General features: G+C 73.3%; 18 protein-coding genes. 10 read left to right on the top strand and 8 right to left on the bottom strand.

Annotated features, from left to right (window positions below; genetic code table 11):
* Positions 1 to 58 precede the first annotated feature (58 nt).
* Together B5M43_RS04660 and B5M43_RS04655 are read left to right on the top strand one after the other, a co-directional pair.
* Positions 59 to 883, top strand: a complete 825-nt coding sequence (locus B5M43_RS04660) for an arginase family protein (RefSeq protein WP_134745933.1) — start codon at positions 59 to 61, stop codon at positions 881 to 883.
* The gene (locus B5M43_RS04655; protein ID WP_230667675.1) at positions 880 to 1,368 is read left to right on the top strand and encodes a Fe-S oxidoreductase; all 489 of its coding nucleotides are present in this window, start codon (positions 880 to 882) and stop codon (positions 1,366 to 1,368) included. The genes B5M43_RS04660 and B5M43_RS04655 overlap by 4 nt, the downstream gene beginning before the upstream one ends.
* Here B5M43_RS04655 and B5M43_RS04650 read toward each other — a convergent pair.
* From B5M43_RS04650 to B5M43_RS04640, 3 genes are all read right to left on the bottom strand, one after another.
* Positions 1,355 to 1,816, bottom strand: coding sequence for an SIP domain-containing protein (locus B5M43_RS04650; protein ID WP_134745932.1), 462 nt, complete (start codon positions 1,814 to 1,816; stop codon positions 1,355 to 1,357). The genes B5M43_RS04655 and B5M43_RS04650 overlap by 14 nt on opposite strands.
* Positions 1,817 to 1,887: 71 nt before the next feature.
* On the bottom strand, positions 1,888 to 2,604 hold the full coding sequence (locus B5M43_RS04645) for a tyrosine-protein phosphatase (RefSeq protein WP_134745931.1): 717 nt from the start codon (positions 2,602 to 2,604) through the stop codon (positions 1,888 to 1,890).
* A complete protein-coding gene (locus B5M43_RS04640) occupies positions 2,601 to 3,086 on the bottom strand; it encodes a carboxymuconolactone decarboxylase family protein (RefSeq protein ID WP_134745930.1) in 486 nt (161 codons plus the stop codon). Before B5M43_RS04640 ends, B5M43_RS04645 begins: the two co-directional genes overlap by 4 nt.
* 214 nt (positions 3,087 to 3,300) lie before the next feature.
* On the opposite strand from B5M43_RS04640, the gene B5M43_RS04635 reads away from it, so the two are divergent.
* From B5M43_RS04635 to B5M43_RS04605, 7 genes are all read left to right on the top strand, one after another.
* Positions 3,301 to 4,236, top strand: a complete 936-nt coding sequence (locus B5M43_RS04635; RefSeq protein ID WP_134745929.1) for an alpha/beta fold hydrolase — start codon at positions 3,301 to 3,303, stop codon at positions 4,234 to 4,236.
* 47 nt (positions 4,237 to 4,283) lie between these two features.
* The gene (locus B5M43_RS04630; protein WP_134745928.1) at positions 4,284 to 5,807 is read left to right on the top strand and encodes an ABC transporter substrate-binding protein; all 1,524 of its coding nucleotides are present in this window, start codon (positions 4,284 to 4,286) and stop codon (positions 5,805 to 5,807) included.
* 19 nt (positions 5,808 to 5,826) lie between these two features.
* Positions 5,827 to 6,777 carry an ABC transporter permease gene (locus tag B5M43_RS04625; RefSeq protein ID WP_055993023.1) on the top strand — a complete coding sequence of 317 codons (951 nt, stop codon included), beginning with the start codon at positions 5,827 to 5,829 and terminating at the stop codon, positions 6,775 to 6,777.
* Positions 6,774 to 7,664: an ABC transporter permease gene (locus tag B5M43_RS04620; protein ID WP_134745927.1), complete on the top strand. Its 891-nt coding sequence runs from the start codon at positions 6,774 to 6,776 to the stop codon at positions 7,662 to 7,664. Before B5M43_RS04625 ends, B5M43_RS04620 begins: the two co-directional genes overlap by 4 nt.
* Positions 7,661 to 8,446 (top strand): ABC transporter ATP-binding protein, encoded by a 786-nt coding sequence (locus B5M43_RS04615; RefSeq protein WP_134745926.1) that lies wholly within the window; start codon positions 7,661 to 7,663, stop codon positions 8,444 to 8,446. Before B5M43_RS04620 ends, B5M43_RS04615 begins: the two co-directional genes overlap by 4 nt.
* Positions 8,440 to 9,231: an ABC transporter ATP-binding protein gene (locus B5M43_RS04610; RefSeq protein WP_374198153.1), complete on the top strand. Its 792-nt coding sequence runs from the start codon at positions 8,440 to 8,442 to the stop codon at positions 9,229 to 9,231. The genes B5M43_RS04615 and B5M43_RS04610 overlap by 7 nt, the downstream gene beginning before the upstream one ends.
* A gap of 86 nt (positions 9,232 to 9,317) precedes the next feature.
* Positions 9,318 to 10,145 (top strand): nitronate monooxygenase family protein, encoded by an 828-nt coding sequence (locus B5M43_RS04605; RefSeq protein WP_134745924.1) that lies wholly within the window; start codon positions 9,318 to 9,320, stop codon positions 10,143 to 10,145.
* Here the strand turns inward: B5M43_RS04605 and B5M43_RS04600 are convergent.
* The 4 genes from B5M43_RS04600 to B5M43_RS04585 form a co-directional block, all read right to left on the bottom strand.
* A complete protein-coding gene (locus tag B5M43_RS04600; RefSeq protein ID WP_134745923.1) occupies positions 10,136 to 10,822 on the bottom strand; it encodes a GNAT family N-acetyltransferase in 687 nt (228 codons plus the stop codon). The two genes, B5M43_RS04605 and B5M43_RS04600, sit on opposite strands and share 10 nt — an antisense overlap.
* Before the next feature lie 30 nt (positions 10,823 to 10,852).
* On the bottom strand, positions 10,853 to 11,563 hold the full coding sequence (locus tag B5M43_RS04595; protein ID WP_205829495.1) for a uracil-DNA glycosylase: 711 nt from the start codon (positions 11,561 to 11,563) through the stop codon (positions 10,853 to 10,855).
* A 17-nt stretch (positions 11,564 to 11,580) separates the two neighbouring features.
* Entirely contained in the window at positions 11,581 to 12,087 is a 507-nt protein-coding gene (locus tag B5M43_RS04590) for a phosphoribosyltransferase (RefSeq protein ID WP_134745922.1), read from the bottom strand.
* Positions 12,088 to 12,179: 92 nt separating this feature from the next.
* Positions 12,180 to 12,974, bottom strand: coding sequence for an SDR family oxidoreductase (locus B5M43_RS04585; RefSeq protein ID WP_134745921.1), 795 nt, complete (start codon positions 12,972 to 12,974; stop codon positions 12,180 to 12,182).
* A 131-nt stretch (positions 12,975 to 13,105) separates the two neighbouring features.
* Between B5M43_RS04585 and B5M43_RS04580 the strand changes: the two genes are divergently transcribed.
* On the top strand, positions 13,106 to 14,434 hold the full coding sequence (locus B5M43_RS04580) for a bifunctional o-acetylhomoserine/o-acetylserine sulfhydrylase (RefSeq protein ID WP_134745920.1): 1,329 nt from the start codon (positions 13,106 to 13,108) through the stop codon (positions 14,432 to 14,434).
* Positions 14,435 to 14,549: 115 nt separating this feature from the next.
* Here B5M43_RS04580 and B5M43_RS04575 read toward each other — a convergent pair whose 3' ends face one another.
* Positions 14,550 to 15,416, bottom strand: a complete 867-nt coding sequence (locus B5M43_RS04575; RefSeq protein ID WP_134745919.1) for a polyphosphate kinase 2 family protein — start codon at positions 15,414 to 15,416, stop codon at positions 14,550 to 14,552.
* Positions 15,417 to 15,457 lie beyond the last annotated feature (41 nt).

Genomic DNA, 15,457 nt, shown 5'->3' with positions numbered 1-15,457 from the left:
GCGTTGTGTCGGTACGGGGATTCGTGCGCGCGGCCGCGATCCGCGGCAGGATGACTGCATGGCCCGGTTCCTCGTCGTCCCCCAGTGGCAGGGCTCGCCCTCGTCGCGCGCCATGGCGCACATCGACGGTGCGGAGGCGATCGCCGGCGACCTGCCCCGGGCGGCCTGCACGTTCGTCGACGTGCCGCTCGAGGCGGGGGACACGCTCGAGACCGGCGTGCTGCGCGCGAGCGCGCTGCTGCGCACCGCCGACGGCGTGCGCGCCGCGCTCGAGGACCTGCCGGCACCCGTGATCGTGGTCGGCGGCGACTGCGGCGTCTCGGTCGCGGCGATCGGGCACGTCGCCGCCCAGACCGACGAGCCGCTCGCGCTCGTGTGGTTCGACGCCCACGGCGACCTGCACGCGCCCGGTTCGTCGCCGAGCGGCGCCTACGCCGGCATGGCGCTGCGCGCGGTGCTGGGCGAGGGGGCGCCGGGGCTCGTCCTGCCGCCCGGTCTCGTCCCGCCCGAGCGGGTCGTGCTGGCCGGCGTCCGGATGCTCGACCCCGAGGAGGACGAGCTGCTCGCGGAGTCCGGGATGGCCTCGCTCGCGCCCGCGGAGCTGGAGCGCGCGGACGCGCTCGCCGACGCGGTCGCGGCCACCGGCGCGCGCCGCGTGTACGTCCACGTGGACCTCGACGTGCTCGACCCCGCGCACATCGCGGGCGTCTCCTCCCCCGAGCCCTTCGGCGTCGCCCCGGCCGCGCTGGTCGCCGCGATCGGCGCCCTGCGGGCGCGCGTCGAGCTCGCGGGAGCCACGGTCGCGGGCTTCACGCCCGCGACGCCCTCCGCCGCCGTCGAGGACATGGGCGCGATCCTGCGCATCATCGGGGCGCTGGCGTGAGCTGGCCGCACGCCGAGCTCGACGCCCTGCCCCGCGCGATCCGGACGGGCGCCGAGCGCGCGCTCCGCCGCGGCGAGCGCGTGGACGGGCTGCTGCCGCGCATCCTGCTGGACTCCCCCGTGAGCCTGGTCGGCTACGCATGGGGCACGGCGATCGGATGGGTCTGGGGCACCCTGTGGAGCACGGGCCCGGTCGAGCGCCGCGAGGGCCTGTGGGTCTTCCGGGGCCTGCCGAAGTGGGCGTTCCCGCGCGGGGGCGTGTGCGTGGGCGGCTGCTTCCTGACCGGCGACGGGCCCGTCACGGCCGAGCTGCTGCGGCACGAGGCGGTGCACCGCGACCAGTGGCGCCGCTACGGGTTCCTGATGCCGCTGCTCTACCTGCTCGCGGGGCGCGATCCGCTGCGCAACCGCTTCGAGATCGCGGCCGGCCTGCGCGCGGGCGGCTACGTGCGCACGCGGCGCAGACCCGGGGTCAGCCGCGGCTGAACAGGCGGAAGCGCTCGGGCGCGTGGATGCGCTCGGGCGCGACGTCGAGACGCTCGGTGAGGTGGTCGACGATGTCGGCGGTGCCGAGGTAGCCGCCGAGCAGGTCGACGCGCGTCTCGTCGTGCTCGTCGCACATCATCTCGTCGGCCCACGCCGTGACGGCGCGCGTCAGGGCGGCGCCCGGGGTGCAGGAGCGGCCCGACCCCGGCGCGCCCGTGCGCGCGGAGCGGTCCAGCCAGGTCACGACCATGCGCGGGGGCGCCGAGACCGGCGCGATCCAGCCCGCGTCCGGCACCTCGATGAACACGCGGCCCGTGGCGCAGATCGGCAGGGTCGCGAGCAGCGCCTCGAGCTCGGCGAACGACTGCTCGTCCGCGGTCACGAGGTGCTGCACCCGCGTGTGGCGCGAGGCGCGGCAGGCGGAGGGGTTGTGCTCGACGGCGGTCATGATGCCTCCATCATACGCCCGAGTCAGGGTTGCCTTACCTCACCCGCCACTGACCGGGGCGAGCGCGCGGCTCACTCCTCGATCAGCACGCGGCGCAGGTCGGCGAGCTCGTCGTCGCGCAGGCCGTGCGCGTGCAGGAACCCCGCCGCGGAGCCGTGCTGCGCGCGGATCTCGTCGAGGATGGTCCGCATCACGTGCGCGGGCGACCGGCTCGCGAGCTCCTCGAGGTTCCGGGCGTGCGGATACACGGCGCGCATCCGCGCCAGCGCCTGCTCGTTGCGCCACGCGGGGAGCATCCCCTCGGTCCGGGCGTAGTCCGCGATCACGGCGTCCTCGTCCACACCCACCGCGGCGAGCGCGAGCGCGACCGTCACGCCCGTGCGGTCCTTGCCGACCGTGCAGTGCACGAGCACGGGCTGCGCACCCAGGATGCCGCGCACGGCCGTGACCAGCCGGTCGCCCGCGCGCTCGAGGAGCGCGCGGTACATCTCGATGAGCGTCATGTCCTCGAGGAAGAAGGACGCGAGCGACCCGAGGAACAGGGGCACCCGCAGCGTCTCGACGTCCCCGACGCGGCTCGGCGCGTGCTCGACCTCGTCGTCGTCGCGCAGGTCGACGATCCGGCGCACGCCCAGCGCGCGGAACGCCGCGCCGCCGAGCTCGTCGACCGCGGCCAGGTTGCCCGAGCGATACAGCACCCCCGACCGCGTCCGACCCTCGCCGGCGGGCAGCCCTCCGACGTCGCGGAAGTTGACCGAGCCCGGGACGAGGCTCTCTCCCGCGGTCACGCTCCGGCCGGGGCGCCGGCGGGGTCGCGCCGGGGAACCGGGTAGCGTCCGGCGATCACCACGCGGTTGAACGAGTTGATCGAGACGCACAGCCAGCTGACGCCGAGGTACTCCTTCTCGGTGAGCACGGCGCCCACGCGCTCGTAGACGTCCTCGGGGATGCCGCCGCGATGGATGAACGTGAACGCCTCGGCGAGCTCGAGCGCCGCGCGCTCGCGGTCGGAGAAGACGCCCGACTCGCGCCAGACGGGAAGCTGGGCGAGGTCGTCGAACGTGACCCCGGCGGCCAGCGCGCGGTCGGAGTGGATGCGCGTGCAGTACGCGCAGCCGTTGAGCTGCGAGCAGTGCATCAGCACGAGCTCCTTGAGGCGGTCGTCGATGCCGTTCTCCCGCGCGATGCGGCCGACCTCGCGCGAGAACGCGTCGAGCGCCTTGTAGGCGGTCGGCTCGGACTTCGACAGATGCACCCGCGGCTGGTCCATGCTGACACTTTACCGAGGCGATCAGAGCGCCCGCCCGGAAGGCACGAAATCAGAGTGCACAATGGATGAACGTATGACTTCGGGTTAAGCGCACCACAATGGGACCAAGACCGTGCACCTTGCTCCGCGAGCATCCCGAGGCCTCGCGGGAGCGGCAGAATGGACGCGTCCCGCCCGCCACCGGGCACCATCCTCGCAGGAAGCAGCCGGATCCGTGACAGAGAACCCGACCGCCGCGCGCACGCGCGACGAGTTCGCGTACCTGCCCGGCCAGGCCGAGCGCCTGGGCCGCGAGGCGCCCTCCGCCGAGCGCCTCGCCCTCGACCTGCCCGGCGGTCGCGCGCTCAGCGCCCTGCGCCTCGGCACCGGCCTCCCCCAGGTCGTCCTGCTGCACGGCGCGGGACTGAACGCGCACACGTGGGACACCACGGCACTGGCCCTCGGCGCGCCCGTGCTCGCGATCGACCTGCCGGGTCACGGCGACTCGACCTGGCGCGACGACGCCGACTACCGGCCGCGCACGCTCGCGCCCGACGTCATCCTGGGCATCGAGGAGTGGGCCGCGGCCCCCGTGGTGCTCGTCGGCCACTCGCTCGGCGGCATCACGGCCGCCGCGGTCGCCGCGCAGCGCCCGGATCTGGTGGCCTCGCTCGTGCTCGTCGACATCACGCCGGGCGCGAGCGGGGGCGGCGGATCGGCCGAGCTGCGCCGGTTCTACGAGCGCACGGACTTCGACTCACGCGAGGCCGCGGTCGAGCACGCCATGGGCTTCGGGCTCGGCGGCTCGCTCGAGGACGCGCGCCGCGGCGTCTTCCACAACACGCGCGTGCGCGACGACGGTCGCGTCGAGTGGAAGCACCACTTCGCCCGCATCGCCCAGCAGGCGCTCGCCGCGCCGGCCGACGCCGCGACCCCGGCGCTGGTCGACGAGTCCGGATGGGACGACCTCGCCGCCGTCCGCGCTCCCCTCCTGCTGATCCGCGGCGAGCGCGGCTACGTCGACACCGCAGCGGCCGACGACTTCGCCCGACGCCTGCACGATGCCGAGGTGGTCGCGCTCGCGGCCCCGCACAACGTCCAGGAGGCGGCACCCGTCGAGCTCGCCGAGCTCATCGCCTCCCGGATCCACCCGAACGGGACGCGGCCCTGAGGGCCGGCCCCAGCCGGCGCCCGCCGCGCCGATCCGAAAGGACACCCATGCACAGCTTCTCCTCGCGCCCCGCGCTTCTGCGCCGCTCCGCCGTGGCGGGCCTCGGCATCGCCGCGCTCGCGCTGGCCGGGTGCACCGGCTCGCCTCAGCCGGGCCCGACAGGCGAGCCCGACCCCGACGCGACTCTGCGGCTGGGCCTGGTGCTGGAGCCCGACAACCTCGACATCCGTCACACGTCGGGCGCCGCGCTCGAGCAGATCCTGATCGACAACGTGTACGAGGGTCTCGTGACCCGCACCGAGGAGAACGAGATCGTGCCGTCGCTCGCGAGCGAGTACGAGGTGTCGGAGGACGGCCTCACCTACACGTTCACGCTCAACGAGGGCGTGACCTTCCACGGCGGGGGTGAGCTCACGGCGTCGGACGTCGTGGAGACCTACAACCAGGTCCGCAACGACGAGACGCTGATCGGACACGACCAGCTCGCGCACGTCGTGGCCGTGGACGCGCCCGACGACCGCACGGTCGTCCTGACGCTCGACCAGCCCGACCAGAACCTGCTTTTCGCCCTGACGGGCCGCGCGGGCCTGGTGTTCGACGAGGGCGACGAGACCGACCTGAAGACCGCCGCGAACGGCACCGGGCCGTTCACCCTCGCCGACTGGAGCCAGGGCGACGGCATCACCTTCACGCGCAACGACGAGTACTGGGGCGAGGCCGCCGGCGTCGCCGCGGTCGAGGTCAGCTACATCCCCGACTTCACGGCCGGCGTCAACGCCGCCCTCGACGGCAGCCTCGACGTCCTGACGGCCGTGCAGGCCGACCTGGCGCCGCAGCTGGACGGGCAGAACGGCTTCACCCTGACGCGGGGCGCGACCACCGACAAGGCGACGCTCGCGTTCAACAACCAGGCCGCACCGCTCGACGACGTGCGCGTGCGCGAGGCGCTGCGCCTGGCGATCGACCACGAGGCGCTGGTCGAGGCCGTGGGCGCCGCGACCACGCAGTACGGCCCGATCCCGGCGCTCGACCCCGGCTACGAGGACCTGTCGGATGTCGCCCCGTTCGACCCCGAGCGCGCCAAGGAGCTGCTCGCGGAGGCCGGTCAGGAGGACCTGGAGCTCGAGCTCACGATCCCGTCGTTCTACGGCACGACGGTGTCGACGTTCCTGGTGTCGGCGTTCAACGACATCGGCGTCGAGCTCAAGGTCGACCCGGTCGAGTTCCCGACGTGGCTGCAGGACGTGTACACGAACAAGGACTACCAGCTGAGCTTCGTGCTGCACGTGGAGCCCCGCGACTTCGGCAACTTCGCGAACCCGGACTACTACTTCGGCTACGACAACGCCGAGGTGCAGGAGCTGTACGCCGAGGCGACGAGCACGGTCGACCCCGACGAGTCGGCCGAACTGCTCGCCCAGGCGGCGCGCATCGTGTCGGAGGACCACGCGGCCGACTGGCTGTACACGGGGGAGACCATCACGGCGGTCGGTCCGGGCGTCCAGGGCTTCCCCGTGGACTCCATCAACTCGCGCATCGACCTGTCCGCTGTCACGCTCGCGACCGAGTGACGCGAGCGCCGGAGCGCCGGTGATCCGATACCTGCTGACGAGACTGACCCTGCTGGCGGTCGGCCTGCTCGTCGCGAGCGCGCTCATCTTCACGGTGCTGCGCGTGCTGCCGGGCGACGTGGCGCAGCTGATCGCCGGCACGCAGGGATCGGCCGCGCAGGTCGCCGAGATCCGGCGGCAGCTGGGGCTCGACCGGCCGCTGTGGGAGCAGTACGCCGACTGGATCGGCGGCGTGCTGCACGGCGACCTCGGCGTCTCGATGCTGACGGGGTCCCCCGTCGCGGACGAGCTGTGGGAGAAGGCGCAGGTGACGCTGCCCCTCGGCATCCTGTCCATGCTCATCGCGCTGCTCATCTCGGTGCCGTTCGGCGTGCTGTCGGCCGTGCGGCGGGGACGCGCGGACGGCACCGCGATCAGCGTGGTGTCGCAGGGCCTCGCGGCCGTTCCGGTCGTGTGGGCGGGCATGATGCTGGTCGTGCTGTTCGCGGTGGTGCTGGGCTGGCTGCCCGCGCAGGGGTTCCCGCGGTCCGGATGGGCCGCCCCGGGCCTTGCCCTGCGGTCGCTCATGCTGCCCGCGCTCACCATCGGCGTCGTCGAGGGGGCCATGCTGCTGCGCTTCGTGCGCAGCGCCACGCTTCAGGCGGTCGGCCAGGACTTCGTGCGCACGGGCGCCGCCAAGGGCCTCACGCGCACGCAGGCGCTCATCCGTCACGGGCTGCCGTCGGTCGGCCTGTCGATCGTGACCGTGCTCGGTCTGCAGGTGGCCGGCATCGTGGTCGGCGCCGTCGTGATCGAGCTGGTGTTCAACCTGCCGGGCATCGGCCGGATGCTCGCGACCGACGTGGGCTCGCGCGATCTGGTGATGGTGCAGGGCGAGCTGCTGGTGCTGACGGGCTTCGTGCTGCTGATCGGGTTCGTCGTCGACCTCGTGCACCACGCGATCGACCCGCGCCAGCGGGAGGCGGGATGAGCCGGATGGGTCTGCCGTCGCGACTGTGGCGCCTGTCGACCGGCCGCTTCGGCCTGATCGTCGCCGGCGTCGTCGTCCTCACCGCGCTGGTGTCGCTCGTGTGGACGCCGTTCGACCCCCGCACGGTCGACATCGCGCACCGCTGGGGGCTGCCCGGCTGGCCGCACGTGCTCGGCACCGACGGCACGGGGCGCGACATCCTGAGCCTCGTGATGGCGGGCGCCCGCACCACCGTGCTGGTCGCGATCGGCGCGGGCCTGGTGTCGACCGCGGTGGGCGTGCTGCTCGCCTCGATCGGCGCGCTCACGCCCCGCTGGACGCGCGAGGCCGTCGCGGTGCTGATCGACATCCTGATCGCGTTCCCCGTGCTGCTGATCGCGATGATGATCTCGTCGGTCTGGGGCGGCTCGCTCTGGGTCGTGGTCTGGTCGGTGGGGATCGGCTTCGGCGTGAGCATCGCGCGCGTCACGCGCCCCGAGCTGCGCCGCGTGCGCGGCAGCGACTACGTGCTCGCGGGCCGCGCGGCGGGCCTCACCGCGCTGCAGAACCTGCGCCGCCACCTGCTGCCCAACGTCGCGCCCGTGTTCATCGTGCAGCTGTCGTGGTCGATGGCGGTCGCCGTGCTCGCCGAGGCCGGCCTGTCGTACCTGGGCTTCGGCGCCTCGGTCACGGAGCCGTCGTGGGGGCTGCTGCTCGCCGACCTGCAGCAGTACCTGCAGGTGCATCCGCTGTCGGTCGTGTGGCCGGGCCTCGCGATCACCCTCACGGTGCTGGCGCTCAACCTGCTGGGCGACGCGCTGCGCGAGGCGACCGACCCGACCCTGCGCGGCCGGCACGTCCCGGGGCCGAAGGCCATCCCCCACACGACCCCGGGGGTGGTCGCTTGAGTCTCGAGGTCAGCGACCTGGTGGTCGAGATCGGCGGCCGCACCGTGGTCGACCGCGTCTCGTTCGCGGTTCCCGACGGGGCGCGCGTCGGGCTGATCGGCGAGTCCGGCTCGGGCAAGTCCCTCACGGCGCTCGCGATCCTCGGCCTGCTGCCCGACGGCGCGACCGCGCGCGGCAGCATCCGCTGGAACGGACGCGAGCTGATCGGGCTCCCCGACCGCGAGCTGGCGAAGCTGCGCGGCGACGAGATCGGCATGGTGTTCCAGGAGCCGCAGACCGCGCTCAACCCGATCCGCACCGTCGGCCGTCAGATCGCCGAGTCCGTGCGCATCCACCGCGACGTCACGCGCGCCGAGGCCCGGCGCATCGCGGTGGACGAGGCGCGACGTGTCCTGCTGCCCGCCCCCGACGCCATCGTCCGCCGCTACCCGCACCAGCTGTCGGGCGGACAGCGTCAGCGCGTCGCGATCGCCATGGCGCTCGCGTGCGGGCCGCGGCTGCTGATCGCCGACGAGCCCACCACGGCGCTCGACGTGACGATCCAGGCCGAGATCCTGCAGCTGCTGCTCGGCCTGGTCGCGGACGCCGGGATGTCGCTGGTGTTCATCACGCACGACCTCGCCGTGCTCTCGCAGGTCGCCACCCACGGGGTGGTGCTGGAGCACGGCCGCGTGGTCGAGGAGGGCGAGGTCTCACGCCTGCTGCGGTCCCCCGCGCATCCAGTCACGCGGGGCCTGCTGCGCGATGCGACCGCGACCCTCTTCCGCGGGGAGGCATCGTGACGCAGCCGGTCATCCGCGCGCGCGGCCTCAGCCGCCGATACACGCTGCCCCGCGAGACGCTGTTCTCGGCGCGGCGCGAGAACGTCGCGCTGGCCCCGACCGACCTCGACGTCGCGCGCGGCTCGTCGCTGGGCGTGATCGGCGAGTCCGGCTCGGGCAAGTCCACGCTGATCCGGCTGCTGCTCGGGCTCGACCGGCCCACGACCGGCACGGTCGAGGTCGACGGGCGCCCGGTCGACGCCGCCGCTTCCGCACGGTCGCTGCACTGGCTGCGGCGGCAGACCGGCATCGTGTTCCAGGACCCGTACGCGTCGCTCGATCCCCGGATGACCGTCGAGCGGATCGTCGCCGAGCCGCTGTGGGCGCTCGGCGTCGGCGGCGACCACCGCGGGCGCGTCCGCGAGGTGCTGGCGGATGTGGGCCTCGAGCCCGACATGGCCTCGCGCTACCCGCACGAGTTCTCGGGCGGGCAGCGCCAGCGCATCGCGCTCGCCCGCGCGATCGCGCACCGGCCGGCCGTGCTGGTGGGCGACGAGCCACTGTCCGCGCTCGACGTCACGGTCCGCGCGCAGATCCTCGAGCTGCTCGCCCGGCTGCGGCGGCGCGACGGGCTCACGCTCCTGCTGGTGTCGCACGACATCGGCGTGGTGCAGAGCCTGTGCGACACGGTCGCCGTCATGAAGGACGGCGCGATCGTCGAGCACGGCGCGACCGCCGACGTGCTGCTGCGCCCGCAGCACGCGTACACGCGGCGCCTGCTGGCATCCATCCCCGTCATCGGCTGACACGGCGCCTCCGGACCTTCACGGCGCGTCCACCTCGACGCCACGGACACGCCATCGGGCCGGCGGCCGCGTGGCAGGATCGAGGCGTGAGCACCGCCTGGTCCGACCGCCTCGGCATCCGTCATCCGCTCGTGTGCGCCCCGATGGGCGGCGTCGCCGGCGGACGGCTCGCGACGGCCGTGTCGCGGGCGGGAGCGCTCGGCATGATCGGGATGGGCAGCGCCGGCTCGCCCGAAGCCCTCGCGCGCGAGCTGGTCCTAGTGCCCGACGGGGTGCGCGTCGGGATCGGGCTCGTGGACTGGGTCATGCGCTCCCGCCCCGAACTGCTCGACGCGGCGCTCGCGGCGCGGCCCGTGCTGCTGTCGGTGAGCTTCGGCGACGACTTCGACTGGGTCGCGCGGGCACACGACGTCGGCGTCGCCACCGTGACCCAGGTGCCGGATGTGGCGGGGGCCGAGCGCGCGGCCGCCGCCGGAGTGGACCTGATCGTCGCGCGCGGGCTGGAGGGCGGCGGCCACGGCCGACCGCTCTCGGGGCTCGCCGACCTGCTGTCCCGCGTGCTCGCGGCCGTCGAAGTGCCCGTGCTCGCGGCCGGCGCGATCGCCACGGCCGACGACGTGCGGCGCGTGAGGGACACGGGCGCGGCCGGCGTGTGGGTCGGCACGGCGTTCGCCGCGTGCCCGGAGTCGCTGCTCGACGACGCCGACCGGACGGCGATGCTGCGCGGAACCGACACGGTCCTCACGTCGGAGTTCGACCGGCGCTCGGGCTACGCGTGGCCCGAGGACGTGCCCGAGCGAGTGCTCGCGGGCGAGCCGCGCTCGATCGACGCCGGGCTCGGAGTGCGCGCGCTGACCGCGGCCCGGCCGGCCGGCGACGTCGTGGAGTCGCTCGCGGCGGGGCTCTACGCCTGAGGCGTCGACTCCTCCGCCTTGTCTCCCCCGCTTCGCTTGTCGCTGCTCGCCGGCGCAGCGGCGCCCAGTATCCGCTTCAGCACGCCCGGCTTCTTCTTGGGGTGCAGCTGCTTCTGCAGGTAGACGGTGCCGAGCCAGCGGTCGAACTTGTAGCCGACCTTGCCCATCCGGCCGACCTCGACGAAGCCGAGCTTCTCGTGCAGCGCGATGGAGCCCTCGGCGCCCTTGTCGCTGATCACGGCGACGAGCTGGCGCAGGCCGATCTCCTCGCACGCCTCGATCAGGGCCTCCAGGAGCGCGCGGCCGAGGCCCTTGCCGGTGGCGGCCTGCCCGAGGTAGATCGAGTTCTCGACCGTGTAGCGGAACGCCGACTTGCCCGCCCACGGCGAGACGAGCGCGTAGCCCAGCACCTGCCCGGTCGGCGACACGGCGACGAGGAACGGCAGGCCCAGCTTCTGCAGGTGCTCGAACTTCTCGCGCCACTTCTTGATCGACCAGGCCTTCTCGTCGAAGGTGACGACCGAGTTGCGGACGTAGTAGTTGTAGATCTCGCGGATGTCGGGGATGTCCGCGAGCGTGGCCGGGCGGATCTCGTACGTGAAGGGCCGCTCCGGCTCGGGCTTGCGGCGCAGGTGGCGCGGCAGCACGCGGCGCTTCTGGTACTCCTCCTCCAGCATGCGCACAAGCCTACGACCACGGCGTCGGCGCTACGCCGGGATGCGCCAGTCCACGGGCGCGCCGCCCTGCGCCTCGAGGAGCGCGTTCACGCGCGAGAACGGACGCGAGCCGAAGAACCCCCGGCTCGCCGACAGCGGCGACGGATGCGCGGACTCGACCCACGGCACGCCGGGACGGCCGTCCGTCGAGGCGAGCAGCGGCTTGAGGCCCGCCGCGTCGCGGCCCCACAGGATCGCCACCAGCGGGCCGCCCCGCTCGACGAGCACCCGGATGGCGTGCTCCGTGACGCGCTCCCATCCCCAGCCGCGGTGCGACGCGGCCTCGCCCGGGCGAACCGTGAGCACGCGGTTCAGCAGCATCACGCCCTGGTCGCTCCAGGCCGACAGGTCGCCGTGCGGCGCGGGCGGGATGCCCAGGTCGTCGTTCAGCTCACGGTAGATGTTCTGCAGGCTGCGAGGCACCGGGCGCACGTGCCTCTCGACCGCGAACGACAGGCCGATCGGATGCCCGGGCGTCGGGTACGGGTCCTGCCCCACCACGAGCACGCGGACGTCCGCGAGCGGGCGCTGGAACGCGCGCAGCACCCTCTCGCCCGCGGGCAGGTAGCCGCGGCCCTCCGCGACCTCGTGGCGCAGGCGCTCGCCGAGCGCGGCGATGTCGCCCGCGACGGGCGCGAGCGCCTCGGCCCAGCCGCGGTCCATGAGACCGGCGTCGGCCAGCTCCGGCAGCGTCATGGGCACGACGGCCTCCGGCACGCTCAGGCTGACGCCTCGAGCCCGGCGTCCTCCTCGCGCACGGTGCCCTTCGCCGACCACGGGAAGTCGATCCACAGGTCCGTGGCCTTCCAGGCGTAGTCCGGCGTGATGATCGTGGAGGGCTTCGTGTAGATCGTGACGGAGCGGACATCCGCGCCCTGCGACTTCAGCAGGTCGACCGCGAGCGCGAGCGTCCGGCCCGAGTCGGCGACGTCGTCGACCAGCAGCACGCGGCGCCCGTCGAGGTAGGCCATGTCGAGCTCGGGCGGCAGCACCTCGGGCGCGTCCAGCACCGTGCCGATGCCCGTGTAGAACTCGACGTTCAGCGCGCCGCAGTTCTTGGCGCCCAGGCCGTAGGCGATGGCGCCCGCGGGCAGCAGGCCGCCCCGCGCGATCGCGACGACCACCTCGGGCTCGAAGCCGTCGTCGAGGATGCGCCGCGCCAGGTCGCGCGTCGCCTCGCCGAAGCCGTCCCAGGTGAGCCGCTCGCGGATGTCGGTGTCTCCCACGCGGGGTCCTTTCGTGTTTTTCGGATGTCTCACTTCGGCGCGGAATCCGACCCGGATTCCGCGCCGAAGTGAGACACGGGAAGGGGGATGGATCAGTCGCGCGGCTTCAGCGGGCCGCGCGCGAGCAGGTGCTGGGCCGACTGCGCGACGGGGCGCATGGTCACCAGGTCGAGATTGACGTGCCCCGGCGCGTTCAGCGCGTAGGCGATCACGTCCGCCACGTCCTCCGCGACGAGCGGGGCCTCGACGCCCTCGTACACGCTGTCGGCGGCCTCCGCGCTGCCGAGCCTGTTGAGGCTGAACTCCTCGGTGCGCACCATGCCCGGCGCGATCTCGACCACGCGGATGGGCTCGCCGTTGAGCTCGAGGCGCAGGGCGTTCACGAGCATGGCCTCGCCCGCCTTCGCGGCGTTGTAGCCCGATCCGCCGGGGTACGCGGTCTGGGCGGCGGTCGACGTGACGAACAGCGTGTCGGCGTGGCCCGATCCGGCGCGGACCGCGTCGCGCAGCTGCGGCAGCAGCGCCTTCACGAGGCGCTGCGCCGAGAGCACGTTGACCTCGTACATCCACGTCCAGTCGTCGGGGTCGCCATCCTCCACGCGATCGGTGCCGCGCGCGCCGCCCGCGACGTGCACGAGAGCGTGGACCCCGCCAGTCGCACGCAGGTGCGCCGCGAGCGCGTCGACGTCGGCCTGCGAGGTGAGGTCGGCCGCGAACACGCCGGCCCCCGTCTCGGCTGCGAGGGCCTCGAGCCGGTCCGCGCGCCGGGCGACGCCGACGACGTCCCATCCGGATGCGCGCAGGGCGCGCGCCGTCGCCTGCCCGATCCCGGAGCTCGCGCCCGTCACGACCGCCCGCCGACCCGCGCCTGCCCCGCTGTTCGCCATGACATCAACCGTACCGGCCGGAGAATGTGACGCCGCGTTTCCCGCGGATTGCCCGCCCGAGGCGGCCGACGTAACGTCTCATCAGGCCCTTTCTCGGCCGCCGCACTTCGTCCCCCTCCCGGAGGTCCGTCATGACCGATGCCACCACCCCGCAGCTGCGCTTCGAGACCCTGCAGATCCACGCCGGTGCGGCGCCGGATCCGGTGACGGGCGCGCGCGCCACGCCGATCTACCAGACCACGTCGTACGTGTTCCGCGACTCCGACCACGCGAAGAACCTGTTCGCCCTGGCCGAGACCGGCAACATCTACACGCGCATCCAGAACCCGACCCAGGAGGTCGTCGAGCAGCGTCTCGCGGCCCTCGAGGGCGGTTCCGGCGCCCTGCTGCTGGCGAGCGGCCAGGCGGCCTCGACGTTCGCGGTGCTGAACATCGCGCAGGCCGGCGACCACATCGTGTCGTCGAGCTCGATCTACGGCGGCACCTACAACCTGTTCAAGTACACGCTCGCGAAGCTCGGCATCGACGTCACGTTCGTCGAGAACCAGGACGACCCGGGCGCCTGGCGCGCGGCGATCCGCCCGAACACCAAGCTGTTCTTCGCCGAGACGATCGGCAACCCGCAGATCAACGTGCTGGACATCCGCACCGTGTCGGACGTCGCGCACGAGGCCGGCGTGCCCCTCATCGTCGACAACACGATCGCGACGCCGTACCTCATCCGCCCGTTCGAGCACGGCGCGGACATCATCGTGCACTCGGCGACCAAGTTCCTCGGCGGCCACGGCACCACGATCGGCGGAGTGATCGTCGACGGCGGCACCTTCCCGTGGTCGCAGCACAGCGACCGGTTCCCCGGCCTGACCACGCCCGACCCCTCGTACCACGGCGCGGTCTACACCGACGCGGTCGGCGACGAGCTGGCCTACATCATCAAGGCCCGCGTGCAGCTGCTGCGCGACCTCGGCGCCTCGATCTCGCCGCAGAGCGCGTGGCAGCTCATCCAGGGCATCGAGACCCTGTCGCTGCGCGTCGAGCGCCACGTGCACAACGCGCAGCTCGTGGCCGAGTGGCTCGAGAACCACGCGGATGTCGCGACCGTCAACTACTCGGGTCTGCCGACCTCGCCCTGGTACTCGGCCGCCAACGCGTACGCCCCCAAGGGCGTCGGCGCGGTGCTGTCGTTCGAGCTCAAGGGCGGCGTGGACGCCGGCCGCACGTTCGTGGACTCGCTGAAGCTGTTCAGCCACCTCGCCAACATCGGCGACGTGCGCTCGCTGGTCATCCACCCCGCCTCGACCACGCACTCGCAGCTCACGCCCGAGCAGCAGCTCAGCGCGGGCGTCACGCCCGGCCTGGTGCGCCTGTCGGTCGGCCTCGAGAACGTCGAGGACCTGCTGGCCGACCTCGACCAGGCGCTCGCCGCCGCGCGCGAGGTGAGCCGCGCCGCGCGCGTCTGACGACGCCGCTTCGACGAGACCGCGATCCCGCGCTCGGACAGCAGTGGTCCACTGCCGTCTCGGCGCGGGGTTGCGGTCTCGCGTCGTCGAGCGCCGGGGCGCCACCGGCGCGGCGTCAGAGGGTCGCCCGCAGGCGCTCCTTCTCGAGGGCGACGTCGAAGTCGGCGACGGGCCACTGCGGGTCGATGGACTCGAGCACCTCGAGCAGCAGCGCCTGCACCGCGAGCCGCGCGTACCACTTGCGGTTCGCCGGCACCACGAACCACGGCGCCTCGTCGGTGGACGTGCGCGACAGGACGGTCTGGTAGGCCGCCATGTACTCGGGCCACCGCGCGCGCTCGTCCACGTCGCCGGGGTTGTACTTCCAGTGCTTGTCGGGGCGCTCGAGGCGCTCCATCAGCCGCGCGCCCTGCTCGGCGTGCGAGATGTGCAGCATGACCTTGATGATGCGGGTGCCGGACTCCGCCAGGCGCCGCTCGAAGTCGACGATCGCGCCGTAGCGGCGCTCGATCTCCTGCGGCTCGGCGAGGCCCCGCACGCGGCCGATGAGCACGTCCTCGTAGTGCGAGCGGTCGAACACGCCGATCATGCCGGGCCGCGGCACGCGCTTCTCGATGCGCCACAGGAAGTCGTGCGCGAGCTCCTCCTCGGTGGGCGCCTTGAACGCCGCCAGCTCGATGCCCTGCGGATCGACGCCGCCCACGACGTGCCGGATGATCCCGCCCTTGCCCGCGGAGTCCATGGCCTGCAGCACGAGCAGCACCGAGTCCTTGGACGTGCCCCCGCGGCTCGCGGCGAACAGCCGCTCCTGGTACTCCGCGAGCTCGGCGAGGCCCGCCGCGAGGTCGGCCTTGCTCGCGGCCTTGTCGCCCGCGTAGCCGGGGGTCGACTCCGGGTCGACGTCGTCGAGCCGGAACCCCTTGCCCACGCGGAGCGCGGTCAGCGCGTCCTCGGTCCACTGCACCTGACTCTTCGCCGTCATGCGGGACATTCAAGCATCCGGCGGCGCCCGCTGACGAGGAC

Origin of the sequence: Microbacterium sp. MEC084, from assembly GCF_004514465.2 — a bacterium.
Classification (GTDB): Bacteria; Actinomycetota; Actinomycetes; order Actinomycetales; family Microbacteriaceae; genus Microbacterium.
This window is presented reverse-complemented; position numbering and strand designations above follow the sequence as displayed.